Below are 17,627 nucleotides of genomic sequence, written 5' to 3' on the forward strand. Positions count from 1 at the left end.
GAGGTTGAGCTTGGTGCTCGATGGTGAGACCTACCAAGCACTGCGGCGTCTGTCTTTCGAGACCGGCCGGACGCACCAAGACATCCTTGATGAAGCTACGCGTGCGTATCTACGCAAGCACGCATCTACGCAGGATTCGGACGAGTGAGCACTGCTAAAGAGCAACTCGACCTCTTTGTGGCGCTCATCGGCGACGTTCCCTTGCGAGACGACAAGGAGATGATGAGCGCGCCCATGGTGTCGATCGCGAAGAGAGGCCAGCGCCGTATCGAATGGGAAGGCCCGAGCGGCCAGCAGGTAGTCATCACCTCAACCGAGGGCGACGACATCGCCACAATATGGGATTTCGATCTGGTGATATGGGCCATTTCGCAGCTCAACGCCGCGGTGGAGCGAGGCGAAACGCCGGCGCAAACGATCTCCTTTCGGCCATATGACCTTATGAAGAGCATTCGCTGGTGCGACAGCATGGGCAGGGTAGGTGGCCGAGAATACGAGCGGTTTAAGGCAGCCATGAACCGCCTGCGGGCAACCCGCATCCGAACGACGATCCGTCGCCATGATCGGAAAGACAGACACGAAGATTTCAACCTGATCTCGGATTTCACCCTCGATGAGATCAAAGATGCTGATGGCCACGCCAAGCCGCTTGGCGCTCAGATGACCATTCCGACATGGATCTACCGGGCCGTAACCGGTAGTCGCAAAGAGGTGTTGAGCATTACACCGCTCTACTTCGACCTCACTTCTGGGCTCGACCGGTTCTTGTATCGGCTTGCCAGGAGGCACGCCGGAAATGGACTCGACAACTCGGATGGATGGGCGTTCTCGTTCCGCGATCTGCATCGACGCTCAGGCTCTCAGATGCGGTATGCCGATTTCGCCAAGGCTCTGCGCAAAGCCATTGCCGCAGAGAAGATCCCCACCTACGAGCTGATCGAGGAGAAAGGTGCAAACGGCGATCCCTTGCTGCGTATGCGCTACCGCCAGCTACTACTATGAGACACGGGTTTTTACTCCCCGGCGCCCCACACGGGTTTTTACTCCCCCATGCCACGGGTTTCTACTCCCCTACTCACGGGTTTCTACTCCCTTAGGGCAGTCATAAGGCTTTGATTTGCTGGAAGTAATTCCGCTTTTGATTCGGCTTAACTTCTTTAACCTATATATTTAACGGAAAGAGTGGAGAGCAGGACCTGTGGACAACTATGCGCCGAGATATGTGGGCATCACTGAGGAACAGGAAATCATTGCAACAGGTCATGATCAGGACAAACTTTACAGGATCGAGAGAGTAGAGGCAGTGCTTCCGGCCAGTTACAAATTCCTGAGAGAATGCGACATGGGCGATGTGTCATGGGAGGCACGAGAGGTTGGCGGAACCCTGATAGCCTGCTTGGAAGACGAGTAAAGAGTCGTCACTTGTTTCAACCCAGCAGAGTTATCACCCGCTCCGCCTGTCGCTGTAGGTAACTTCAAACTTTCAAGAAGCGCGCCGACAGACAGCAGCCAAAGGAGAAGATGTCGGCGCGCTGGCCATCGGTGATCCAGCAGATGACGTGGGAGAATGATCCCCTCAAGAACGGCGCCCCATTGAGGCGCCGTCAGTTCAGCGAAGAAGCTGCCGGGCAAGACGCTCGGCAGTGGCTTGATCGAGGAGCTGCTGTCGAAGCTCGAGAAAGCGTTCGAGACGGTCGTGGACAGCTCGGGCCTCATCGCCCCAGTCAGAATAGGCGGTCACCTCTACCGGAGCCCAGAGCTCGCCATCCTCATCATATCCAACGCGCCGGAGCTCCGTCCTGCTGCCAACGATCTCGAGCGACATGCGTGCTGCAAGACCGTTCTGGAGGGCCTCGAACACGACCATGTCCCGTTCGTCGGTGACTTCGCCGGCCGCAAGCCGCCGCAGCGTTGCGGACAGACTTGTCCGGGGAAGATCTCCTGTCGGGGCGTCGCGCATAGCGGCAACCTGTTCCCCGAGCTCTCGCCCGTGCCGCACCGCGAGGAGCGCTCGGGCTTGAACCTGGAAGTCGTTACATTTCTGATGGGCCATCCTTATCATCTCCTTCTTGGCCGGCGCGCGATCATGCGCGTCAAGACAGCCCCGCTGTGGCGGGGCTGAGGGAGGTGGTCAGGCCGCCGAGAGAATTTCCTCCCAGGCAGGATCGCCCTCCTCGGATGTTGCGAGTGCGATGAGATGTGCACGCAGCATGTCCGTCAGTTCGCAAATCTCCTCGACTGCCGGAGACGCAGGGTCGATCTTTGCGAAGCAGGCAGCTTCGAGGCTTTCCGGCTCGTCGACGCGGTCGAGCGCCAGCAAGCGGTGCAGTTCCACCAGCTCGAGACGCAGGCGACGGGTGAGGCGCGGCGCATCGACCAGCTCCTCGAGCAGGCGGGCGGTGCGCCGGACGGCGGGCTGCTCTCCGAGAAGGCCGGCGGCGCTCACCAGTGCCTCGGCGTGGCCGAGGAGAAACCGCCTGAGCGCGGTCTCCGCTGCCCTGAAAGGGCAGGGGGCGATGGTCGTGATCAGGGACATGGAAACCTCCGTTTCCGAAGCGACGGCGTTCTGTGCCGGTCAATAGAGCCGCTTGGATGGTGCCTTGATTTTCCGGTCTTCCCTTTCTCCAGGGGCCCCGGTCCGGCGCGGTCTCAACCAGAGGACCGCGCCCTACCCGGGTCCCCCCCCTTCGCACTCCATCTTTATCGCTGGCTAACCAGGTTCCTTGATGCGGCAACGCCTCTCGGGAACCCGACGGGTTATGTCTAAGCAGCTTCGCCAGCCGTTATCTCGGCAAGAGAGAACGTCCTTGGAGGTGTTCAAAGGCTTATTGAGGAGGCGATGCAAGGAGATGCTCGGCACGGTCCAGTATCGTCCGGCCCCGGACGTCGAAGCCCGGTGGACCGAACCGTCTCATGAGGGGCACCGGCGACCGCCCAACTGGCTGTCCAAGGCACGGCTGGACACCCCGTTCGAGTTCTCGACCTCTTCCAGCCGCCGATCCATCGCCTGCACGGCGGCGGTTTCGGCGAAGGCGGTGCGGTAGGTTTCCTGCATCGTCCGCTCGGCATGGCCCAGCATGTGCTGCGCGGCCCAGAGCGCGTCGGGACGGCTGCGCCGAATGGCGTCAACGATCAGCGTGCGGATCAGATGCCCGGTCAGCTTCGCCCGAGGCGCATTCTCCGCAACTGGCTCGTCGTAGAGCTGGAAGTCCGCCTCGAGTCTGCGGTTGAGGAAGTTCCTGTGCAGCACGGCGTCCGACAGCGTCAGCAGGTTCATATCCTCGAGCTCGGCTATGCGATCCTCGATCCGCCAGGCGGGCCGGTCGGCCAGAACATGGGCATCGAGCAACGCACAGGTTCCCGGCCAGAGCGCCTCCATCTCCTTGCGGCCTCCGGTCTTCCCCTGCCGCAGGTCGTGGCGCCAGATGCCGTCGGTATCCCTGACAAGCTCGTGCCCGATCCGGGCGTGCCGGAGATCGCCCTGGCGATCGCCCGTATTGACGAGCAGCGCGTAGGCGACCGCCGTCTGGCGCAGGCGCAACGCCGCGGTCGTGTGGGCCGGGAGGAGGGAGGCCTCGGCCTCGGCGTCCATCGCGCGGTGGAGCACATCGCCGAGGCGAAACCGGCGGCGGAACGCGTGCAGCGTCGCGCGCTTGCCGGGTTCCTCGTCGCCTGCCGCTTCCGTGAGCGCGCCCGTAATCTCCTCGAGTGCGGCGAGGCTGTCCCGGTCGAGCAGGCCCGCGCGCAGGAAAAACATGCGCAGACGCTCGAAGTAGTCCGACCCCGTCCGGTAGCTCACCTCCCGCTCGAGGAGCAGATAGCGCTCGAAGACCTCGAAGAGGTCGGGCGAGGGGGTGTCAGGGCACGAGACCCCCTGCCCTTCGGCCCAGGTCCGGCTGACCGCCAGCAGTCCCACGGCACTGACGACCGCGGCACGGGTCTTGGGCTCCAGCGGCCGCAAGGGATTGCCGTAGGGCCGGACCGTCCGGTCGAGCGCTGGCAGCGCCGCCTGCCAGGCTTCCGGCCACTCCGCGGCCGGCAGGCCATTGAGCTGGCTGGCGCGGGGCTTGCGAGGTTTCGCATTGTAACGCGCGTTAAGCCAGGCGTCCCAGCGGCGCGTGACCTCCGCAGCCGGCGCCAGCGGCACCTCGGGAGCGAAGGCCCGGAGTCCGGCCAGCAGCGCCCGGAGACGCGAGCGGGAGGTGCCGACGGCGTCGTAGATCTCGGGCGTCACCAGCTCCGGCGGCAGACCGGCGGCCCGGAGCCGCGCGTAGAAATCCTGCATCGCCGCGGCCATGCCACGGGCAGGGAAGTCCTGCGCCCGCAGGTGGTCCTGCATCCCCGTGACAACCACGGGCGGCACGTCCGGCAGGCGTTCGGGAAGGGCGTCCGCCCGGCGGGTTCGGGAAGAGAGGGTCATGCTGCACTCCGCTTGAGGAAGGCCTCGAGGGTGGGATCGAGGCTTTCGAGAACCTCGCCGAAAAGTTTCGCGGCCGCGGCGCCTTCGCCGCGGGCGTAGAACTTCTCCACGGTCTTCGGGCTGTCGCCGAGAAACGCGGCGACGGTGGCGTAGTCCCCCGGATGGGCGGCGAGCCACAGTGTGGCCGCCACGTGGCGCATCATGTGCGGTTGCAACCCGGGAATGCCGAGCCGGGCCATGCAGCGGTTCCAAATGCGATTGAAGCTCTGGCGCGAAAGCAGGCCGTTCGGGCCTGGCACGAGATGCACATTCGCCTCGGTGTCGATCCCCTTCGCCGCGCACCAGCGCGGCAGGCCCTCGTCGAGCCAGCTCGCGATGACCTCCCATTGCCGCTGCGGGATCTCGCCCTCGATGGGACGGCGGTTCTTGACCCGGCCGCGAGCGATGTCGAGCCATGGGCGGCTCTCGCGGAGCGGCCGCAAGAGTTCGGCACCCGGACCGTCGATGATCAGCCCGTTGAGGTTCTTCGAGCGCACCGACCGTGCCAGTTGCAGCGCCATCAGCGCCGCACCCATCGCAACATGCAACGCTTCGCTACGGGCACGGGCGCCAAGGCTCTCCCAGTTCTCGAAGGCATCCTGTGCTTCGGCGGCGAGCCGGCGGGGGCCGGAGACGATTGCCCGCGCGACTGCCGGGTCGCGCTCCACCAGCTTGATGAATTGCTCGCGCTCGACCGACATCTCGCGCGCCTGGTAGCTGTCGACTTTTTCGTAGCGGGCGTCGTCGATCGCCCAGAGCACCTCCTCGTCATAGCCGTTGCGCCGCGCCAGCGTCTCGAGGGTCGACAGGATGGTGGTGCCGCTGGAGGTGGTCTCCGGATCGAGCAGCACCGCGGAGGCCTGCGCGCGTGCCACGTAAGTGGCCACCGCCCGCTCGATCGTCTCGGCGGTGAAGAGGTCTTCTATCCGCGTAAGCCGGTAGGCGTCCTCGCGATCCTCGCAGGCATGGCGGACAAGCCAGCTCAGCGCGTTGAGATGGCCCTTGCGGCGCGCGTCCACGTTGCGGACCGGCCGTCTTCGCCCCTTGCGTGCCGCGCGCCGGTCGGCGAGCGGGTCCTGCCCGAGCTTGCCGCCGAAGCGATCGCGCTGCTGTCCTTCGCCGCGGATCGCGAGGCGGATGGCGCGGTCACGGCTTTTCAGGAACTCCGGCCCGAACCGGCTCCAGTCGAGCGGTGTGTCGCGGATGCGCGGCAGCGGCCCGATCGGCCCGGTCGGCAGCAGGTCCGCGATCGCCGGATGCCGCGCCCGGTCGGCGATCAGCCGGTTCAGGGCCGCGATCGAGTTGCGAAGCGTTGACGCCTTGTCTGGCGGCGCCGTCTCCAGCGCCTGCGTCACGGTTGCGGTGTCAAGCCGCGCCGGGTGGGTATTACGGCACCGGGCCCGAAGGTTCGCAACCGACTTGGAGAACATGTTCGGCAGCAGGCGAACGCCCTGCTCGTCGAAGGTGTTCTCGACCTCGCACGCATAAGCCTCGAACCGCGCCCACGCGGCGTCCTCGTTCACGGCGGCAACCGGCTGGGCAAGGTGCGCCTTGGCGCTGGAGATGGCGTTGCCGACCCTCTTGACCCAGGCATCGAACGCGCGCTCCTGGTCGCCCGGCGTCGCACCGCGGAACTCCCCGGCCCAGACTATGGTGGCCGCCAGGATGGCCCAAGCCCGCTCGTCGGCCGGAAGCTGCGTCAGCTTCCGGCCGGTCAGTCGGGCCGCCTTCTTCAGCGCCGCATCGTAGACCTTTGCCGAGGCCTCCGAGTAGATCGCCGGAAGCAGCAGGCGCACATCGCTGAGGTTCGAGAGATTGGGAGATTGGGAGAGATTCATCGTTCATTACCTTTGTTGAGTTGTCATTCGGCTCCGGGGCCGTTCATCCGCGACCAGATGAACGGAACGGGGGGCGAAGTTTGGGCCATAAACTTCACCCCCCGTTCGATTCATCGGGCTGTAACCGGCCAGAATTGCAGGATTTGGTGTTCACGCCGGGGCCCGAAGCTCGGGGCGCGGCCGGGTCCTCCCGCGCTGCCTGCCGGCTCCCGTTCGTTTGCCCTGGTCCATGCCGCAGGCGCGGCCTTCACTGCGCCGACCCCTGGTCCCGGCGCGACCGGGGGCGCCAGCGGCGCGCCTGCCAGCGCTCGACTTCCGCCGGGACGAAGCGATAGGCGCGCCCGATCCTGCGACAGGGAAGCAGGCCGGATCTGGCTTGGTCGATGATGCTGCCCGTGGAGCAGGCGCAGAACGCGGCGACCTGATCCTCGGTCAGCAGGTTCCGGCGATAGGCCGCTTCCAGCCCGGCCGGCGGGGGACCGCCCTCGAAGGCAAGGACGTCAGCCCAGACGTAGCGCAGTAGGCCGCCCGCCTGCCGCGGCACGAGCCGGCGGGATTCCTGGGCACGCCAGAAGAAGCTGTCGCTGCCGTGCTGCCAGCGCGCGATCAGACGATCCCGTGTAAGGAGTTCCAGATCGGACGCCTCGGCGTCGAGGTGCCAGGTGAGGGGGTTGTCGAGGTTCATTGTCACTCTCCGTTGCTGTGAACGGAGTGGACAAAGGTAAAAATTGGCCGCTTTCAAAACGGCCCACGCAGATGGCCGGGGGCTGGCATGGCGATGCGGCGTTCGCGCTGCTCAGCCCGCATCGGCGAGGGGAGGCGACGGCGGCCATAGAGCGTTCGGCACCGGTGCCCCCGTCTCAAAGGGCTGCTGCCCAGCCGCGGTTTTCTTGCTGCGAGCCTCAGGCCTCTTTGCGGGTTTCTGCCGTTTGGGGCAGGTTCGGATCGCTTTCTTTCGCGGAAAGATAGGGCTCGAGCCGTGCGGTGAGTTTCTCGATGATCCGGTCCTGCTGTTCCGAGGCGGTTTCAGCACGCGCGATGGCCAGCGCCCGCTCATTTTCCGCAGCCGCGAGTGCCTCACGGGCCTCCTCGACCTGTCGGTTCATGGTTTCGAACTCGGCTTGGATCTTGGAAACCTCATCCTCAAGCCGTGCGATCTCGGTGTCCCGCTCTTCGATATCTCTCGTGAGACCCTTCTTTTCCTGCGCCCAAGCATCCCGGACCTCGTGATGCTGGGCGTCCGCGATCTGCCAGACCCTCTCCCAGAGCCCGCGGACCTCGTCCGGCATATCGGGGATTGCACTGCGGAAAAGGGCTTTCTCTTCACGCTCGGCCCGCCACTCTGCGAGCCTCTTGTTGATCGTGCTGAATGACCCGCCCTTGATGACCTCGCGGACCTCTGCTGCCTTTACTTCGGAAGCAGACTTCTTCGTTGTCTGCATGATCTTCTCGGCAGCCTCACGGACCGCCTCGCGCGTTGCAATTTCCATCTACACCACCTGTATGTATTACGCGTATGTAAAGTGTAATACGCGTAATACATACAGTAAAGTGTAAGAGACTTGCTCGAAGCTGGAAGGTGCTCCTACGCCCTCTTTAACCCGGCAGTAATGAATAACCCCGGGATACATAAGGTTCTTTTTCAGTGAATGAGGATATGACAGGTGCATCCGCACTGATGTCTGGCAAAGTCGAAGCTCGGTAGCATGGGGTAAGGCACTGAAGATTGGGTTCCTGCTTCAGCTGCGCTCCAACCGCGCCAGTAGCTCCCTTCCTAAGTCCTTTGATATTTGGCTATCTCGGCCAAGAAGTCTGATAAGCTCCACAGCCACGTTCTTTGAGCTTGGGTGTAGCTACCATGGAGGAGAGAAGGAACAACGAGCTGTAAAGCAGATGCCTCCATCTGTTCAGTCTGTGGCTCAGATATACCTGGTTCGAGGGTAAGTAGATGCTTGCGACTGATCTTGGCGGCTTCAGCCAGAACCTGCCGCCAGCGATCTTTGCATGAGGACTTTGCCCCCAGCATCATTAGCCCGGGCCGACCTTCTGCCGGAGCTGCATGATACGCTTCAGCCCCGGGAAACAAGAAGTCCGGTTTGTGGCGGTGCTCCGTGATGACCCCTCGCTCATGCAGGATATCAAATGCTCTGAATACCGCTGCCAGGTGGTGCTCAAGGGAGTGCCCCATCCGGGATTTCCGGCGGTTCTGAACGGAGAGCGAAAACTGTAGGAAACCATCTACATCCGTTTCCTCACCGTTCATGAAGCCTTCGCGGAGACGCTCGGAGACGATGCGGCGCTCCAAACGCCGGAACATCGCTTCTTCTTGGTCAAGCCATGCCATCAGGGCCGCATCAGGATCATCTTCCGCCCTCACCTCTGGCATGGTGAGCCGCGCAAGATCTGACATCACGACTGTCGTAGGGAAAGTTAGCCCGAAACGATCGATGATCGTGTCCAGTTTATCAGCCTCGGGTTCTTCAAATTCGATGCCAAGTTCTTCAAGGATGAACCGTGCTGCAAAATCGAGGCGGGGCTCATCCTCAGCGACCTCGCGGGATACGAAGGATCGCCCTTCAGGCCGAATTCCGAACAACCAGAAAAGCTGCTGCTCGCTGGTAGATCCCTCCGGAGCGACAATGAACCACAAGGTTCCGTTCTGATGCTTGGCAAGGAATAGGGTGTCCCCTTCGGTCATTGCCTCTGTGACCGAGTTGGCAGGATAGTAGAGGCGCCATTCAGGAGCGCGAGTAGGATGGTTTTCACGTGCATCGTAATGTGTGGCCCATCCCTCTTCCGAGAACCCCTCCTGATCCTCTCCAAGCCAGACATAAACCGCACCAAAACGGTTGTGTGCCTCACCAAGGAAGTCGGTTCGCATCTTGGCCGTAGTGCCGACTTCGTGCTGGTTCGATCTCCTTGGGTTGGCATCAACGGCAGACAAACGCTTTACGCCGACGCCTTCGAAATAATCACCCAAGTGCCCCCGTTTAATCACCATGTATTTCCATCTCCTGTGCGCTCGATACTAACCAAGACGCACACTGGCTCATCACTATATTCAAAGGCAACCTGGTGCGCCCTTTCATCGCGCACTCCCAGACTATGCCGACCCGCCAGCCAGCTTCTTTTAAGGCCGCTATTTGGCGCTGGTCTCGGGCAACATTCCCGGCAATCTTCTCTTTCCAAAACTCTGTCCGAGATTTCGGAAGCCGGAAGAGGTGGCAGTCGTGTCCGTGCCAGAAGCACCCATGCACGAAGATCGCAGCCCCCCGTTTTGGGAATACCAAGTCGGGACGTCCAGGTAGGTCTTGTCTATGAAGACGGAAACGAAACCCCAGCCGATGCAGCTCTGATCGCAGCAGCAGCTCAGGCTTCGTGTTTTTTCCCCTGATCCCGGCCATCATGCGCGATCGCACTGCCGGCGAGACAATATCCGCCGGCATCAGCCGGTAGCAACCTCTGACAACGGAAGGATTTCTTGGCGGGGCGGCATTTTTTGACCAGCCCTTTCCAAGGCTGTCTCGAGATGGGGCTGCATCAGCCGGGCGACCGCGGAGACAACGGGAACCACGACCGCGTTTCCGAACTGACGGTAGGCCTGTGTGTCGGATACCGGAATGCGGAATGAAGTCTGTCCCGGCTTCTCGAACCCCATCAGCCGGGCACATTCTCGGGGGGTCAATCGCCGGGGGCGATCCCCCTCCTGTGCGATCAGGATCTCCGACCCGTCCTTGTAGTAGCGGGCAGATAGGGTTCGCGCGACATCATTGGGGCCGAAGAGGGAAAACCCGAAACCGTTTCCAGCTTTGGAATGCTTAGCCTTGTAGTCTTGCAGGTAGCGCCACAGGCGCGGCGTCAGAGTATATTTTGGATCGACTTCGGCATCGAGGATTGAGCCGAGTGTTGGCCCATCCCCCTCCGGGACCACCAGATCATCGAAATTGAAAGCAGTCTTTTCTCGGAACCCGACAATAAAGATGCGCTCCCGTTTTTGAGGCACCCAAGGAGCAGAGCTGATAACGCGCTTGCTGACGTTGTAGCCCAGTTCCTTGGTCAGAACATGCATAATAGTGGCGAAAGTCTTGCCACCGTCATGCCGCTCGAGGTTCTTCACGTTTTCCAGCAGGAACGCGGGCGGGCGGTGATGAGCAATGATCTTGGCGAGATCGTAGAAGAGCGTCCCTTGGGTATCGCATAGAAAGCCATGAGGGCGGCCAAGAGCGTTTTTCTTGGAAACACCGGCAATCGAGAAGGGCTGGCATGGGAAACCTGCCAGCAGAACATCGTGTTCCGGGATGGTGGAAGGATCTGCCGCAAAGGGACGAATATCGCCTTCCAACCTATGCTCGCTGTCGGCAGGCTCCGGGAAGTTGGCTGCATAGGTTTCCCGGCTGAAGCGATCCCATTCGGAGGTAAATACGCAACGGCCTCCGATGTCCTCGAACGGCCGCCGGAGTCCCCCGATACCCGCGAACAGATCCACAAATGAGAAACTGGAAGCTGGCCGCTCGCCGCAAGCTGCATCGGCTGCTTCCCTGAGCTTCTCCAACTTGAGCCGGTCGAGGCGTTTGGCTTCCCCTCCCAGATACCTGCGCACACTGCGCTCGCTCATGTCCAGCAGCTCGGCTGTGGCCTCGATATCGAGACCTGCACGATGCATAAGCTCCTCGAAGTTCGCGGGGTTCTCGGCGTTCACTGGAGCTTCCTCTGTGTCATTTTTGGCCAAGTTGTCACGATTGTTCCCGGGCATCAATCGAAAAAGAACATTACGTGAATGGAATTCCGCGAGCTGGCACCTCGGCTATGCCATCCAAGTAGCCCAGCCGCACCGCATGCGAGACCACAAATCCATGAGAGACGCTCCTACCGACCGTAGGCGAACTTCGGTGTCCAGCTCTCGACAAGCTTCTGCTCCTCGTCCTCTTCTTCGCCAAGGTCCTCGGTGAGGTTCTCGGCGGTCAGGACGGTAAGGGTAAACCCGTAGCGGCCAAGGCCGACGATTTCCTCGTCGAGCGCCACCTGAGGGCCTGCAAACCACCTTTCAGCAGTAGTCTCCTCACATGTTTCGCGGCGATCCCGCACGTTGGCGGGACTCCGGTTGAAGGTTCGTGTTGCCGTCTCCGGCAGCAGATCACCCTTTCGAAGAAATCGCAGACGGCCGAGCTTCTTGAAGCTCTCGGAGAGGAACCCGTAGGCGACGTGTTCGCCGCGGCTCACGATCACTGCCATGGGATATGGAGCGCATTCCGCTGCACGGATCGCCGAGGCGGTCAGCGAACATTCCGCATCCTGGGCCAGGCATCGAATACCCGACAAGCCGACGGAAGCAGTGTATAGGCTTTCGCGAACCAGCCTCGACGGCATCAGCAGTCCCGAGGCGAAGTGGTCGGCCTCCACCTCGATAGAGCTGTCGCCTTGCGTGAAACCAGCCCGGGAGAAGTGCACGGGCGCTGTTTTCAAAATCTCTTCCGGATGGCCGTCGAGGAAGTAGTGCCCCAGCTCATGCGCCACTGTGAAACGCCGGAAACCTTCGCTCCGGATGTCAGTGGCATAGATAATCCCGACGCCGTCGTCGTTGAATACGATGCAGCCGCTGACGCCTTCGACGCCCGGCTCCTTTGCCTCTACAAGGATGTCCTCGTTCTCGGCGATGCTGAACGGATTTACGGGGAAGCGGTCAAAGCCATGCTGGAAGGCGATCTGCTCGCCTCTCCTGCGTGCCAACGTCAGCCTGAACTTGCTCACTCCGTGTCCCCGCGCCGCCGCTTCGCCAGCGTATCGATCATCATCTGGATACTCTCGCGATCAGCTTGGCTCAGGTTCTCTTCGTTTCGAAACGCTGTAGTGGCGCCCTTCATATCCGCAGCGCGTCCGAGCAGGTAGTCCGACGAGACTTCGAGAGCTTTGGCGAGAGCTCGAATGTTTGCAAAGGAAGGTTTGCGGCGGCCAGCTTCAAAGTGGCCTATTGCCGCCGGCTGGAGCCCGGCGTGCCGGGCAAGTTCGGCCTGAGTAAGGGCTCGGTTCTCACGAGCGGTGCGCAGTCTCTGTCCGAAAACGGCACCATCTTCCGTAGAGCTTGACACTACGACTCCGTATATGATATCATGTGTAGATAGTAGGATTTTCGCAAGGCCGTCAGGCCCTCTTCTTTAGGGAAGTTTCCTACGGAAACGTCGGGTTTTATACTACTAAACCGACATGCCGTCAAGCAGAACGACTGACGGCCCTTACGGAAGTGCAGAAAAGGCTACAGAATGACTATCCGAAAAAAACGCATTCGAAATATCGAGCAGCATCTTGTGGAGATCGAGCACGGCGCCGATCTACGTCTGGCCGTCGAATTGAGCCCCTCTCAGAAGGAGAAGTTACATCGCCTCGGGTTTCCGGAGCATCCGATCAGTGGCGACACTGTTCTGCCGACAGCGCTTGGACCGGTCAGCCGTCTTAATGCGGACGGAAAATGGATCGCCTGTCGGGATCAAGAGAAAGAGGACCGATACATCCGGACCGTCCGCTGGCGCTGGAAGACATGGGATGGGCAGGAGCATGAGGAGTTCAGGGATATCTACCGCGCGTGCTATCCGCGGATTTTCGAGAACCCGGCTGGTATCGAGCTGAATTACGTTGAGGTAAACGGTGTGGCCTATGCGACCACGTCGCCTTTCAAGAACATGCCAGAAAATCACGATACGATCCGGCATGCTGTGAATCTGCTGCTCGAGCTTTTCGGGGAATGCGACATCCTCACGGTGGATCTTGGCCGCTTTGACCGCCTCCAGGTCCGTCGCCTGTCTTGGAGAATGCTGCCGCCCGGCCAATACCCTTGGTCCCGGATGAAATCCCACCTCGATGAGACCCTGAAGCGCTGCTCTGACAGCACGAGAAGTGTAATTCTCGATCGTCAGAAAACGATCCTCGACCATGGCCCAGATGAGCAATTCGTCGGGACCGGCGGGTTCTCGGATTATATCGCCTACGTCTTTGTTGACCGGGGAATCGTAGTTCTCGAAAGTATCCGCAAAGGGAACGCGATCTACGTCTTCGGGAAAGGCTGGAGCGGCTTCTCGAAGCTGAGTAAGGCGGAGATTCTCGACCAAAACCTGCATCTCGCCCGTATCGTGCACACCGAGGGGTGGAAAGAGCGCCTCGCAGGCCTTCTGAACACCCGGGCTGCGGCCTGACTGATCATCAGCAGAAACACAGAAAGGAGGTGATAGAGATGGCAAGAAATACGGAAGTGACCAGCAAAAAGGCGGCAAGCGCCGCATCCAAGGTGCTGCGCGATCCCAAGTCCAGCAAGGCGGCCAAGTCCGCAGCGGCTTCGGCGCTGACGCAGAGGCCGAACAAGGGCAAGCGATAGACACATGATCCGATCGATCTCGTAAAGGCCAATCTTGGCCGGCCTGTGGATCGCCAAACAGTGCCCATGCTCGCTGGTGAATCCACAGGCACGGTCAGCGGTGGTAAACGACCTTATGCTCGTCTGATGGTATTCGGAGAAACCTGAAACAACCGGGCCAATTCCGAAATCGAGCGGCCCTCTTGGTCTCGCATCCGCTGAACCTCAGCACGACGCTCATTGGACAGGGCGGGAGGCCTACCGCCCACCCGTCCACGTTTACGAGCGGCAGCCAGCCCCTCCTTGGTCCTTTCGGCGATGCGCTCGAGCTCGAACTGAGCGATCGAAGACATGACATGAAAAACCAAGCGTCCGGCTGGTGTCGTAGTGTCGATGTCCTCGGCCAAAGACCGAAAGCCCGCCCCTCTGTTTCGGATCGTCTCGACGATTATCAGAAGGTCTTGGAGCGATCGGCTCAGGCGATCGTATTTCGCGACAACTACAACGTCACCGGGCCGCAGCTGGTCAAGGAGACGGTCGAGTTCCGGCCTATCCAGCTGCGAGCCGGAGATCTTCTCACTGTAGATCCGTTCAGCCCCGGCCGCCTTGAGCGCTTCCACTTGGGCCTCAAGGTTCTGGCCTCCGGTCGAGACCCGTGCGTAGCCCAGGATCATGACGGCCCTCTGTGACCTTCACCGCTATCTGACGCGATTTCTTCAGCGTTATGTGGCACCGACGACGAGGGTGGAACGGGCGGCTTCGATCACATCGTCGGTGACAAGCGACAGTTCGTTGATCCTGAGAATGCGCTCGATCTGAACGAACAGCCGGTGCAGTAGGCGGAAGTTGCCGCCAGTGATCCGGAAAATGGATGCGATGGCCTGCTGGTCGGTGAAGTCGGTATCGTTCAGTTGCAGACCGAGCTTGCGCCAGTGACGGGTGAGCACAAAGGTCAACTCGTCGCCTTTCAAGGGGCGATAATGGTGAGCAAAGCCGATCCGGCTGTAGAGCTGTGGGTAGCGTTCCAGCTTGCGTTCCAAACCAGGCATGCCGATCAGGATGACGCCGATACCGGTGCGGTCGAAGAGGTCGCGGACATGTTCGAGGCTCTGGGTGGAAAGCCGCTCGGCCTCGTCGATGACCAACAATTCGATCCGGTCACGGCGTTGAGGAAGAACTTCTTCGGGGTAAAGCGCCAGATCGATGCAGCCTTCAATGCGGCACATGAGCTGGCGCAGATCATTGCGGACCTCCCGGACGGGACCGCCGACGGTCGGCGTGTAGAAGGCGATGCGCGCCTTGGCGAACGCATCGTAGGCGATTGCATCCGAAGGGTCGCGCGGCCCCCATGTCAGCAACAGCGGCTCGGCCTTGTCCCACTGGGCGAAACGCCTTGCTGACATCGTTTTCCCAACGCCGGCCGGGCCGAAGCAGATGCCGATGTAGCGATGGGTCCGCACGGCGCTGGCGAACTCGGCAAACCGGCGATGCTCTTTCGTGGCAATGAACGTGCCGCTGCGATGCCCTGTCATGCTCATGCTCAGTCATCCGCCCGATAGGTGCGGAGCTTTGGCGCACGACGCTGGCGTGGGGGAGGTCCGGTTTTCTCGCGAGACGACTTTTCGGACAAATACTCGCCCACCACGCTGACCCGCTCATTGATTTGCTGGCGCAAGACACGCCGATGGGCGGCGCGGGCTGTCTGGATATCTTTCAGCGTGACTATCTCGTGGGCATGTTCCGGGCTGATGGCCCGGCACAGGAAGCGGTTCTTGTGAAACACCCGCAGCTCGCCCAGGTCGCGAGGATCATATCGGATGGTCACGCTCTCCCCGACATACGGAGCGAGGATCGGGCTCGTGAAACGTAGCCCCTGGAAATGCACACCGTCGCGCCGCACGAGCCGGGGCTTCGCGGCCATTACCAACAGTAGATCAAGCTCTTCAAGGCTGTCCGGAATCTGCGGCAACCAGCCATCTCCACACCAGGACGCCACCGGTGACAGCCCGGTTTCGCTATGCGGAAGGACGTTGTAGGTGCCGGTGATCCAAGCGCCAATGACAGCGTCCACTTCAGGCAGCGACAGCTTTGGCGGCGTTACCGGCTTCCCGTTCACCACATTGCCAGGCAGTTCGGGTAGAAGCTCGGTGTTCAGGGTGCCGAAGAAACGTTCGATCTTTCCGCGGCCCTGTGGCCTTGCAACGGCGGAATGGACAAGCCGGATGCGCAGGGCAGCCGCCGCCTGGTCGAGATGCTCCGATGTGAAATCGTTGCCGTGATCTACATAGAGGACGTCCGGGATGCCGCAGACCGGCCAGTCCGGGTTCCGCTTGCGCCAGATGGCCTGTCGCAAGGCCAGAGAGGTTTGCAGCGCCGATGGCGCGCCGAGAAACACAGAATATCCGGCGATGGCGCGGGAATGATCATCCATTATCGCGGTGAGCCAGGGGCGTGCCACCTTCCCGTTCGCATCGAGGATCAGGGTGTCCAGCATCGTGTGATCAGCCTGCCAGATCGCGTTCGGCGCGCTGGCCCTGTGCCGGTAGATCAGCTCGAACCGATCCCGATAGGCTGCCGGGCCGTCCTGTGCCAGCGTGACCATCGCTGGATCGAGGGCCCTTATGATGGAATGCACCGTGCCGTAGGACGGAACCGGCCAATCCCTGCTTTCGGCGGCGTGTGCAACGCGCCGGTGGATTGCAGCACAGGACCGTCGGGGTTTGCGTAGCGCCAGCCCTTCGATCAGGGCAATCAGATCGTCGGGTAGCCTGCGTGTGTTTTGGTCCGACCTTTCTTTGCGCTTCAACCCATCCAGGCCCTTCGCCCGATAGCGCGACAGCCATCGTTGTGCCGTCCGGGTCGGGACGCCGGCCGCGCGGGCGGCGGCGGTCAGCGGAACACCTTCGTCAAGATGAGGTCGAAGGACAGCGAACTTGCGCATCGCTTCCTTCACGATCCTCTCCTTTTTTGTCCGATAGGGGATCGTTCACCGGACGCCGGATCATTGATGATCCTCGGTCCAGCGTTTGCGGCAGAAAACGATTCTCATTTGACTGGTCCGGTTATGGTATCATTGGAGGGGCGTCTTGCGTTACACACGACGGCGGCCAGCAGGAAACTCGGCCGATTTCGGCGCAAGGATCACCCATGTCAAAAACCCGCATTGGCTATGCCCGCTGCTCGACCGATAAACAGGACCTCGCCGTGCAGCGGGTAGCGCTACTCGATCTCGATGTGGCGGAAGATCGGATCTATACCGATCATGGGTTGACCGGCACGAACCGGGAGCGGCCAGGTCTGGCCCAAGCACTGGCAGCTGTCCGTGAAGGGGACACGCTTGTCGTGCCGAAGCTGGATCGGCTGGCACGGTCGGTCCCGGACGCCCGGGCCATCGCAGATGAACTGGAAAGGCGCGGCGTCAAGCTGGCACTGGGCGCATCGGTCCATGACCCGACCGATCCGATGGGCAAGATGTTCTTCAACATTCTCGCCACCTTCGCTGAATTCGAGGCTGATCTGGTCAGAATGCGCACCAGGGAAGGCATGGCTATCGCCCGGGCCAAGGGAAGGCTGAAGGGCAAAAAACCAAAGCTATCGGATCGCCGTCAGACGGAATTGCGCCGCATGTATGACACGGGCGATTACTCGATCACCGATCTGGCAGAGCTGTTCGACGTATCGCGGCCGACCGTCTATCGTGTTTTGCAGCGGACACCAGGCGCGAATCCGTCTTCGGCTGCGATATAGCCGCCGTTCGCTGCGCGGCGCATGAACTCACACTCAGCGGACTAACCTGCCGCTCGCTGCGGGCGCTCAGGCAGTGCTGCATCTGCAAAGCCACTGGTAGTTCAGATGAGTAGAAGTCGCTCGCTGTGCCTCGCTTGGACCGCCTGCATTGCGAACTGACGCCGAGGTTCGCGGCACTTCCCTGAACTTCGGATTTTGGCCCATTTCTTTGTAAGCGTGAATTATTACCCGGGGCGTCAAG

18 protein-coding genes are annotated in these 17,627 nt (G+C 61.3%); 5 read left to right on the forward strand and 13 right to left on the reverse strand.

The window, feature by feature from the left end; all coding sequences use genetic code 11:
• The first annotated feature begins 144 nt into the window (after positions 1-144).
• Positions 145-1,002: a replication initiator protein A gene (locus tag ACRAQ3_RS17155; RefSeq protein ID WP_432256607.1), complete on the forward strand. Its 858-nt coding sequence runs from the start codon at positions 145-147 to the stop codon at positions 1,000-1,002.
• A gap of 646 nt (positions 1,003-1,648) precedes the next feature.
• Positions 1,649-2,122 carry a hypothetical protein gene (locus tag ACRAQ3_RS17160; protein ID WP_432256608.1) on the forward strand — a complete coding sequence of 158 codons (474 nt, stop codon included), beginning with the start codon at positions 1,649-1,651 and terminating at the stop codon, positions 2,120-2,122.
• A gap of 9 nt (positions 2,123-2,131) precedes the next feature.
• Here ACRAQ3_RS17160 and ACRAQ3_RS17165 read toward each other — a convergent pair whose 3' ends face one another.
• From ACRAQ3_RS17165 to ACRAQ3_RS17210, 10 genes are all read right to left on the reverse strand, one after another.
• Positions 2,132-2,536 (reverse strand): hypothetical protein, encoded by a 405-nt coding sequence (locus ACRAQ3_RS17165; protein ID WP_432256609.1) that lies wholly within the window; start codon positions 2,534-2,536, stop codon positions 2,132-2,134.
• A 375-nt stretch (positions 2,537-2,911) separates the two neighbouring features.
• Positions 2,912-4,420, reverse strand: a complete 1,509-nt coding sequence (locus tag ACRAQ3_RS17170) for a hypothetical protein (RefSeq protein WP_432256610.1) — start codon at positions 4,418-4,420, stop codon at positions 2,912-2,914.
• Entirely contained in the window at positions 4,417-6,297 is a 1,881-nt protein-coding gene (locus tag ACRAQ3_RS17175; protein ID WP_432256611.1) for a hypothetical protein, read from the reverse strand. Before ACRAQ3_RS17175 ends, ACRAQ3_RS17170 begins: the two co-directional genes overlap by 4 nt.
• Positions 6,298-6,544: 247 nt before the next feature.
• A complete protein-coding gene (locus ACRAQ3_RS17180) occupies positions 6,545-6,982 on the reverse strand; it encodes a helix-turn-helix domain-containing protein (protein WP_432256612.1) in 438 nt (145 codons plus the stop codon).
• Between the two features lie 217 nt (positions 6,983-7,199).
• A complete protein-coding gene (locus ACRAQ3_RS17185; protein ID WP_432256613.1) occupies positions 7,200-7,787 on the reverse strand; it encodes a DNA-binding protein in 588 nt (195 codons plus the stop codon).
• 284 nt (positions 7,788-8,071) lie between these two features.
• Entirely contained in the window at positions 8,072-9,298 is a 1,227-nt protein-coding gene (locus ACRAQ3_RS17190; protein WP_432256614.1) for a type II restriction endonuclease, read from the reverse strand.
• The gene (locus tag ACRAQ3_RS17195) at positions 9,288-9,743 is read right to left on the reverse strand and encodes a very short patch repair endonuclease (RefSeq protein WP_432256615.1); all 456 of its coding nucleotides are present in this window, start codon (positions 9,741-9,743) and stop codon (positions 9,288-9,290) included. Before ACRAQ3_RS17195 ends, ACRAQ3_RS17190 begins: the two co-directional genes overlap by 11 nt.
• Complete coding sequence (gene dcm / locus ACRAQ3_RS17200; RefSeq protein WP_432256616.1) at positions 9,743-10,996, reverse strand: DNA (cytosine-5-)-methyltransferase; 1,254 nt, start codon at positions 10,994-10,996, stop codon at positions 9,743-9,745. Before dcm ends, ACRAQ3_RS17195 begins: the two co-directional genes overlap by 1 nt.
• Before the next feature lie 167 nt (positions 10,997-11,163).
• On the reverse strand, positions 11,164-12,045 hold the full coding sequence (locus ACRAQ3_RS17205) for an ImmA/IrrE family metallo-endopeptidase (protein WP_432256617.1): 882 nt from the start codon (positions 12,043-12,045) through the stop codon (positions 11,164-11,166).
• Positions 12,042-12,383, reverse strand: a complete 342-nt coding sequence (locus ACRAQ3_RS17210; protein WP_432256618.1) for a helix-turn-helix domain-containing protein — start codon at positions 12,381-12,383, stop codon at positions 12,042-12,044. The genes ACRAQ3_RS17205 and ACRAQ3_RS17210 overlap by 4 nt, the downstream gene beginning before the upstream one ends.
• Positions 12,384-12,554: 171 nt before the next feature.
• Here ACRAQ3_RS17210 and ACRAQ3_RS17215 point away from each other — a divergent pair, with 171 nt between their 5' ends.
• Both ACRAQ3_RS17215 and ACRAQ3_RS17220 read left to right on the forward strand, forming a co-directional pair.
• Positions 12,555-13,481 carry a hypothetical protein gene (locus ACRAQ3_RS17215; protein WP_432256619.1) on the forward strand — a complete coding sequence of 309 codons (927 nt, stop codon included), beginning with the start codon at positions 12,555-12,557 and terminating at the stop codon, positions 13,479-13,481.
• Positions 13,482-13,519: 38 nt separating this feature from the next.
• Positions 13,520-13,660 (forward strand): hypothetical protein, encoded by a 141-nt coding sequence (locus ACRAQ3_RS17220; protein WP_432256620.1) that lies wholly within the window; start codon positions 13,520-13,522, stop codon positions 13,658-13,660.
• A gap of 113 nt (positions 13,661-13,773) precedes the next feature.
• On the opposite strand, the gene ACRAQ3_RS17225 is transcribed toward ACRAQ3_RS17220, so the two are convergent.
• The 3 genes from ACRAQ3_RS17225 to ACRAQ3_RS17235 are packed head-to-tail and all read right to left on the reverse strand — an operon-like array spanning position 13,774 to position 16,580.
• A complete protein-coding gene (locus tag ACRAQ3_RS17225; protein ID WP_432256621.1) occupies positions 13,774-14,313 on the reverse strand; it encodes a recombinase family protein in 540 nt (179 codons plus the stop codon).
• Between the two features lie 48 nt (positions 14,314-14,361).
• Positions 14,362-15,177 (reverse strand): AAA family ATPase, encoded by an 816-nt coding sequence (locus ACRAQ3_RS17230; protein ID WP_432256622.1) that lies wholly within the window; start codon positions 15,175-15,177, stop codon positions 14,362-14,364.
• Between the two features lie 2 nt (positions 15,178-15,179).
• Positions 15,180-16,580, reverse strand: a complete 1,401-nt coding sequence (locus tag ACRAQ3_RS17235; protein ID WP_432256630.1) for a Mu transposase C-terminal domain-containing protein — start codon at positions 16,578-16,580, stop codon at positions 15,180-15,182.
• A gap of 206 nt (positions 16,581-16,786) precedes the next feature.
• Here ACRAQ3_RS17235 and ACRAQ3_RS17240 point away from each other — a divergent pair, with 206 nt between their 5' ends.
• Entirely contained in the window at positions 16,787-17,386 is a 600-nt protein-coding gene (locus ACRAQ3_RS17240; protein ID WP_432256623.1) for a recombinase family protein, read from the forward strand.
• Positions 17,387-17,627: the final 241 nt, after the last annotated feature.

The sequence above is a fragment of the Limimaricola sp. AA108-03 genome (assembly GCF_050847355.1).
GTDB lineage: Bacteria > Pseudomonadota > Alphaproteobacteria > Rhodobacterales > Rhodobacteraceae > Limimaricola.

Excerpts from the sequence above, each read along its gene's own strand:
- ACRAQ3_RS17165 (WP_432256609.1), bottom strand. The coding sequence starts at position 2,536 with ATGTCCCTGATCACGACCATCGCCCCCTGCCCTTTCAGGGCAGCGGAG.
- ACRAQ3_RS17170 (WP_432256610.1), bottom strand. The coding sequence starts at position 4,420 with ATGACCCTCTCTTCCCGAACCCGCCGGGCGGACGCCCTTCCCGAACGC.
- ACRAQ3_RS17175 (WP_432256611.1), bottom strand. The coding sequence starts at position 6,297 with ATGAATCTCTCCCAATCTCCCAATCTCTCGAACCTCAGCGATGTGCGC.
- ACRAQ3_RS17180 (WP_432256612.1), bottom strand. The coding sequence starts at position 6,982 with ATGAACCTCGACAACCCCCTCACCTGGCACCTCGACGCCGAGGCGTCC.
- ACRAQ3_RS17185 (WP_432256613.1), bottom strand. The coding sequence starts at position 7,787 with ATGGAAATTGCAACGCGCGAGGCGGTCCGTGAGGCTGCCGAGAAGATC.
- ACRAQ3_RS17190 (WP_432256614.1), bottom strand. The coding sequence starts at position 9,298 with ATGGTGATTAAACGGGGGCACTTGGGTGATTATTTCGAAGGCGTCGGC.
- ACRAQ3_RS17195 (WP_432256615.1), bottom strand. The coding sequence starts at position 9,743 with ATGCCGGCGGATATTGTCTCGCCGGCAGTGCGATCGCGCATGATGGCC.
- ACRAQ3_RS17215 (WP_432256619.1), top strand. The coding sequence starts at position 12,555 with ATGACTATCCGAAAAAAACGCATTCGAAATATCGAGCAGCATCTTGTG.
- ACRAQ3_RS17220 (WP_432256620.1), top strand. The coding sequence starts at position 13,520 with ATGGCAAGAAATACGGAAGTGACCAGCAAAAAGGCGGCAAGCGCCGCA.
- ACRAQ3_RS17225 (WP_432256621.1), bottom strand. The coding sequence starts at position 14,313 with ATGATCCTGGGCTACGCACGGGTCTCGACCGGAGGCCAGAACCTTGAG.
- ACRAQ3_RS17230 (WP_432256622.1), bottom strand. The coding sequence starts at position 15,177 with ATGAGCATGACAGGGCATCGCAGCGGCACGTTCATTGCCACGAAAGAG.
- ACRAQ3_RS17235 (WP_432256630.1), bottom strand. The coding sequence starts at position 16,580 with ATGCGCAAGTTCGCTGTCCTTCGACCTCATCTTGACGAAGGTGTTCCG.
- ACRAQ3_RS17240 (WP_432256623.1), top strand. The coding sequence starts at position 16,787 with ATGTCAAAAACCCGCATTGGCTATGCCCGCTGCTCGACCGATAAACAG.